General features: G+C 61.5%; 5 protein-coding genes and 2 tRNA genes. 3 read left to right on the top strand and 4 right to left on the bottom strand.

Translation table 11 applies throughout. The features are described from left to right. Positions 1-265: 265 nt before the first annotated feature. The 3 genes from PPP56_RS09060 to PPP56_RS09050 all read right to left on the bottom strand — a co-directional run bounded on the left by PPP56_RS09060 (position 266) and on the right by PPP56_RS09050 (position 1646). Positions 266-511 (bottom strand): histidine kinase dimerization/phospho-acceptor domain-containing protein, encoded by a 246-nt coding sequence (locus tag PPP56_RS09060; protein WP_353563719.1) that lies wholly within the window; start codon positions 509-511, stop codon positions 266-268. A gap of 27 nt (positions 512-538) precedes the next feature. After that, a complete protein-coding gene (locus PPP56_RS09055) occupies positions 539-1384 on the bottom strand; it encodes an MBL fold metallo-hydrolase (RefSeq protein WP_353563718.1) in 846 nt (281 codons plus the stop codon). A gap of 185 nt (positions 1385-1569) precedes the next feature. Next, positions 1570-1646 (bottom strand) — tRNA-Arg (locus tag PPP56_RS09050). A gap of 528 nt (positions 1647-2174) precedes the next feature. Between PPP56_RS09050 and PPP56_RS09045 the strand changes: the two genes are divergently transcribed. Both PPP56_RS09045 and PPP56_RS09040 read left to right on the top strand, forming a co-directional pair. Then, positions 2175-2534: a putative signal transducing protein gene (locus tag PPP56_RS09045; protein ID WP_353563717.1), complete on the top strand. Its 360-nt coding sequence runs from the start codon at positions 2175-2177 to the stop codon at positions 2532-2534. Between the two features lie 135 nt (positions 2535-2669). After that, the gene (locus PPP56_RS09040) at positions 2670-3488 is read left to right on the top strand and encodes a phosphatidate cytidylyltransferase (RefSeq protein ID WP_353563716.1); all 819 of its coding nucleotides are present in this window, start codon (positions 2670-2672) and stop codon (positions 3486-3488) included. A gap of 257 nt (positions 3489-3745) precedes the next feature. Here PPP56_RS09040 and PPP56_RS09035 read toward each other — a convergent pair. Beyond that, positions 3746-3831: transfer RNA gene (locus PPP56_RS09035), tRNA-Leu, on the bottom strand. A gap of 358 nt (positions 3832-4189) precedes the next feature. Here PPP56_RS09035 and PPP56_RS09030 point away from each other — a divergent pair. Continuing rightward, positions 4190-5482 (top strand): PorV/PorQ family protein, encoded by a 1293-nt coding sequence (locus PPP56_RS09030; RefSeq protein WP_353563715.1) that lies wholly within the window; start codon positions 4190-4192, stop codon positions 5480-5482. The last annotated feature ends 817 nt before the right edge of the window (positions 5483-6299 follow it).

The following is a 6299-nucleotide window of genomic DNA, read 5'->3' as shown; positions in this document are numbered from 1 at the left end:
CCCGGTAGGAGGGGACGCTGCAGCGTGGCACTTCTGCAGGAACGGTCGGAGAAGGAACCCATCAAGTCCCCCTCGGCGGAGGGGGATTTAGGGGGATGGATCGCGGCGCCCCGATCGTAGGGAGGAGGTGCTCTTGAGGTGCAATCTCATACGTCCCTGTTCGGGCCGAACTGCCTCCGTGAGACGCACAGATCGCACTCCAGGAGTACTCGTTCGCTCCGCTTCCTCCCCGCGATGACAGATCCAGGGAATAACGACACAGCCCCTACGCGCTATCCTCCTGCGCAAAGCGGTCGCGGAGCTCTTCCAGGCGTTTCAGGCGGCGCGAGAGCTGGCCCGTGGCGTCATGGATGTCACGCAGCGCCTCCTGCACCGGTCCGTCCTGCTCTTCGTCGCGAGCCACCTCAAGCAAGAACTGCGCGTTGCCATCAATGATGGAAAGCGGGTTATTCAAATCGTGCAAGAGCGTACTCAGCACATCGTGCATCTCGTCGGGATCGGGCGCTTCCATGGTGGGGTACCGTACAAGGAAAAGAAATTAGTGCACCGACACCGGCTCCACGCGCAATCTATCGTCGGCAGATGCCACGTACCCGGCGGCTACGTCGGGATCGTGCTCAAAAAGCAGGAGCCAGTGGTTGGCTACAGCATTCCGCAAGAATCTTGCCTTCTCGTCGATCGTCTGTAGCGGATCGATGTCGTACGCCATAGTCCAGGCGTCGCCCAGGTGGTGGTGGGTCGGCAGCAGGTCGCCGACGAACACGCACGTTTTGTCCTCGCCCCGCACCTTTACCAGCTGCTGGGCACGAGAGTGTCCGTCTACGCGAATCAGGTCGATACCCGGCATAAGCGGTCCTGGCCCGTCGTGCAGCGTCCAGGCAACGCCCTCCGCCAACGGATCCAAAATAGAGGCACGAAACGAGTTCTGCTCTTTGGGATTCGGGGCGCGGGCGGCCTCCCAGTGGTCGGCCTGCACGTGGTGGGTGGCCTGGGGGAAGCGCGGCACGACCGCATCCCCCTGCTGCATGACAGCGCCGCCGCTGTGGTCGAAGTGCAGATGTGTAAACACAACATCGGTAACATCTTCCGGCTCCACGCCGGCTGCGCGCAGGCTGCCGACGAGGGTGTGGGTGCTGTGGTCGATGCCGAAGATCGACTGCTCCTTGTCGGAGAACGTGTCGCCGATGCCGGTGTCTACGACGATGCAGCGGCCTGCGCCCTGAATGAGAAGGCAGCGCGCGGCAAGCGGTATCCGGTTGCGATCGTCAGCAGCGATCCGCTTCTCCCAGAGCGGTTTCGGCACGATGCCGAACATGGCGCCGCCGTCGAGCTTGAAGGTGCCGGTTTCAAGGGGATGCAGGGCGTAGGGACCACATTGGATCATGGGAGCGCGGGGCGGTAGGACGGAGAACGGCGAAGACGGGCCTCTGAGCAGCAGGGTGTCAGTAGGGCATCGGCGAGGCACCGCCCGAAACAGCACGAGGCCCCACGGAGTGACCGCAGCGCCTCGGAATCGGGGTGTGCTGTAATGGGTTGTTTCGCCGACAGAAGGCTGAAAACCTGCCGCTGTGGTGCGCTCGAGAGGATTCGAACCTCCGACCTTTGGAACCGGAATCCAATGCTCTATCCAGCTGAGCTACGAGCGCCTGTGTAGCGTACATGTCATGCGAATCGGTGCCGGTTTTGTTCCTGAGAATATTGATGAAGGCTTGGCGATGAAGGCTTGGTGTGTAGCAGGTTGTGCACCGGTTGCGGATCTCCCCCCTGCCCTGTTCATTGCATGCAGTACCTGGTTCGCTGGGTAGCGGGCTGCGTGAGCGCCTGGCTTGATTGCTTTGATCTTAAGTAAGTCAGCAGAAATACATGTACACCTTGTCATCGCGAGGAGGGAGCGTGCGACCGACGCGGCGATCTCATGCGCCCGTTAGAGCGGTTTATTCTGCTTAGAAGGCACAAGATTGCCACGTCGCTGGCGCTCCTCGCAATGACATATTCGAAGATTCTTTTGTGGGCCTGCTTAATTGCTTTGATCTCTCCATTGGCGTCCCAAGCAGCTCACGAAAGAGTGTACCATCAACGCGTGTGTCATGCGCGCTTGCATCACCAACTGTGTTGGACCGCTGGTATAGCGAATCTCCTGCGCATCCTCTTATTTCATAACGGAATCGACCATTATGGCGAAGTACGAGAACTGGGTCCCTATCTTTAGCTCGGGCACCGACTACGAGGCCGACATTGTGCGCGACCGCCTCGACGACAGCGGCGTGCCGGCTGTGGTGCTCACGCAGCGCGATCATGCGTTTAACCTGAACGTGAGCGACCTTGCAGAGGTCACGGTGCTGGTGCCGCCCGACCATGTCGACACCGCGCGCGAGATCCTCGAAACCAAGCTCACCGACGAGGAGCTCGAAGAGGCGGCGATGGCAGCCGACCCGGATGCCCCTGACGCACATACCCCGGATGACGAGGCGCGCCTGGACTCGGGCTACGACCGCACCGACTTCAGCGTACCCGACGAGGACGACGATCAATAACGCTGCCGGTTGCCTGTTTTTTCCCGAGCGCTCTGGCTGCGGTACGCCGGAGCGCTTTTGCATGTGCTCATCTTGCACGACCGGTTTTCGTTACCGACTTTCGTTACCGACCTGCCTTACTGAACAAACGGATCTGTGGGTGAACTCAAGCGTCGCGTTGCAACAGGGTTAATCGCCGCCCCCCTTTTTCTGGGAACGTTGTACCTGGGGGGCTATCTGTTTGGTGCTGTCATGGCGCTCATTGCGCTCGGGGCACAGCACGAGTACTACCGCCTGTCTGCGGGCTGCAGCGCCACCGCCCTGCAGCCGATCGGACTCTCCGTGAGCGCCGCGCTCGTTGTGGCTGTGCTGCACCCCTCCTGGTGGCCCCTCGTAGCCGGACTCCTGGTGGCCGGACTCGCGGTGAGTCCTTTTCTGTGCAGCGCAGACGCATACCTGCAGCGCATTGCAGCCACCGTGTTCGGGAGCGTCTACCCCGCAGGCGGACTCATCGCGCTGCTTGCACTGCGTGAGCATGTGGCGCTTCCGTCTGCAGCGGCCGTGGCGGCCACCGTATGGGTGGTGTTTGCCGTGTGGGGCACCGACATCTTTGCCTACTTCGTGGGCAAGTACCTGGGCCAACGCAAGCTGGCGCCGGCGATCTCGCCCAACAAGACCTGGGCCGGGGCGGTGGGCGGTGTGGGTGGCGCGCTCACGGCGGGGGCGCTCTATTGGATGAGCGGCGCGTTCTGGGCGGCGCCGATGGTGCCCCTGCTACACATCGTGCTCCTGTCGGTGCTTCTGGCCGGCGCCACGCAGTGTGGCGATCTCATTCAGAGCCTGCTCAAGCGCACGGCCAACACCAAAGACGCAGGCGGACTACTGCCCGGGCACGGCGGGTTCTTCGACCGGTTCGACGGAATGGCCCTCGCTGCTCCCGTTGCGCTGATCTACCTGCATCTCTTGCTTGGATAGGTGTGCCTGGATAGGTGTGCCTGCATAGCCACGAACCGGCTTACGTGCGCCATCACGTGAAGAAGGCTGCTTCCCCATATCTTCCCCGCAGACGTACGGTTGCTCACGGTTTGTTCCAGATTATACGCCGGCAAGGTGCGGTTGCCAAGAATCAAAGAAGAGGGCAACGGGAGCCGGACTTTACCTCAACCCGCTAATATCAACCCGCTCATACAAGCGCAGAGACGGGGGGTGGAGTCCCTGATTATATATTGTAGTACCCGAGGTGGGGCTCGAACCCACACGGTGCACAAGCACCAACAGATTTTAAGTCTGTTGCGTCTACCAATTCCGCCACTCGGGCATTGCACCGGCTGAACGCTGCCTAATGCTGTATTCTGCTGTAGCTGCATCGCAAGAAATGAGCATCATGCAGCAGAGCCCGCAGGTCCATTGCCGCATCCCGATACACGTCCACACCGATGGGGTTTCGCGGCCCGGACCTGGCGCTGTCCGCTACGCATCTGCCTGGTCTTCGCTTGCCGTTATGCGCGGGCCTTGCTATTGTATTGCGACTGTACGATGAGCAAAGCACCGTTTTCAGCGTCCCCCCTATCTGGCCCCGCCACTTCAGCCCATTCACCTAAGCCCTCATGCCATCGTCCTTCTCAGCTCTTTCCCTCTCCCTTTCTCTGCGTTCCCACGTACGCCTGGCGCTTCTGATGCTGTGTGCAAGCGTCATTGGGGTCGTCTCGGCGCAGGCCCAGCATAGCGGACAGACCCAGCGGGCGTTCGTACCGTCGGTTGAAGCCCTCGGGCGCGGAGACGGCGCTGCAGCGCTGCCGGGCAGCTCGAATCCTCTTTTCTACAACCCTGCCCACCTGGCTACGCGCCCTCCTTCTCTCACGGCCTTCAGGCTGCATGGAAGCGGCAGCGGGCACGTCGCTGACCAGTTCCGTCTGATGGCGCGCGGACAGCCGGGCACGGCGCTGAATGGCGACCTGGAGGCATACGAGGCTGGATTCGAGGCGCTCAGCGACACGGTGCGCAGCGTAGGCACCCGCCCGTCGATCTTCGAAACCACACTGGCGCTTCCTTCCGGCATCTACCGTGCTGGGGCGTACGCGTTCAGTGCGGGGGCGTACGTGCATGGCAGCATCAACCAGCGGTTTGAGGAGACGCCCGCCCGCATCCCCCGTGCCAACCACACCAGCCGTACCGATGCCATGTTTCTGGTGGCTGTGGGATACGATGCGTCGGCCTACGTATCGGGCCTCTCTGCCGGACTCACACTGAAGGCGACGCGGCGGTACGTGTCTTTTCTGGATACGCGGATCGACGCGCTCTCGCCCGATGATAAAATGCCTGTTCTGGATGCCACGCCCATGATCGGGCGGCTCGCTATCTTCGATGGCCGCGCCGACCAGAATCCGGTCTGGGCTGGAAGCAGCGTTGGGATGGATCTCGGCGTGCTGTACACGGTGCAGACCCTCGACCTGCCGGGCGAGCTGCACGTGGGGGCGACTGTGTTTGATCTGTTTGCTTCCCGTTTCGGATTTACGCTCCACGACGATGCACTGTCTATTCCGATCGTGGGCGCCTTTCTCCCGGATCAGCCCGCGTACGTCACCAACGGCAATGTCGACGTGCCCGATACGCTGCCTGCAGACGCTGCCGACCGCTTCCAGCCGCATGCTTCGGTGCGCATCGGCGCGGCGTACACGGTGGATTCGTTTAGCGTTCTGGACAACATCGGAGTTACGCTGGACTACCAGGAGTATCGCCACCCACGCGTGCGGCAGCCCGTTGCGACGCGCTTTCACCTGGGCGCCGAGGCGCAGTACGACATCCTGATTGCACGCCTCGGGCTCAACCAGGGCTATCCGACGGCGGGTGTGGGGCTGCGCATGGGTCACATCCACGTCGACTATGCGTTCTACGGACGCGAGGAGGGCACGTCGTTTCGAGAGACGTACAACCACGTCAATACACTTCAGATGGCGCTCCGGTTTTAGGCGGCTTGCTGCAAACAGGACCATACAAGATTGCACTCCGGGAGCACGTCCTCCCTGCCGTCGGAGCGCTGCGATCCATCCTCCTCCCCCCCCTGAGGGGGACTTGATGGGCTCCTTCCGCGCCCTGTCCTGCAGAAGGGCTCCGTTGCCGCGTCCCCTCCTACCGGACGCCAGCCCGTAAAGGAGGGGTGCCCGAAGGGCGGGGTGGTGCTTACTCGGACAAAGATCCCGGGTCTTCGTGCTGCTCCGCCCGGGATGACTTAATCTGCAGGCTTTTCTCAACTGGAGGGCCTTACGCTTTATCTTTGTGTTCTCTTCAGCATCAAGTCACCCCGGCCTACGAGCCGGGGTCTCCCCACATTTGTAGCCGCAACCGTTTTCAATGCGACTATTGTGTGTGCCGTTGGACGAGAATCTCCGGCGGGGCGCTGTAATTTAGTGTGCCCGCCCCGAACAGCAACGTATGAGATTGCGTCGTCCTTCGTCCTCGCAATGACAAGGTGGAGGATGGTTCTTTCGGTGTTGTCATCGCGAGGAGGGAGCCTGCGACCGACGCGGCGCTGTGAGCGGAGCGAACGAGTACTCCTGGGGCGCGACCTCGCGCATCCCAGCGAGCTAATCCCTCACGAAGTGTAGTAGCTAACAGAAAAAGGCCGCCACACTCCAGGTGGAGCGTGGCGGCCTCTCGGTTGTGTTCTACTGCTTCTTCAGCCAGCGTTTAGAACCTGTTTTGATTTCTTAATTTGGGCACCCCAGGAGTACTTCCTCCCTGCGGTCGGGGCGCTGCGAGCGGCTCCGCTGGGCTGCAAATTGTCCC

It is taken from the genome of Longimonas sp. (genome assembly GCF_040409695.1).
Taxonomy (GTDB): Bacteria; Bacteroidota; Rhodothermia; order Rhodothermales; family Salinibacteraceae; genus Longimonas.
Note: the sequence above shows the minus strand (reverse complement) of the source record. Positions and strands in the feature narration are given on the sequence as shown.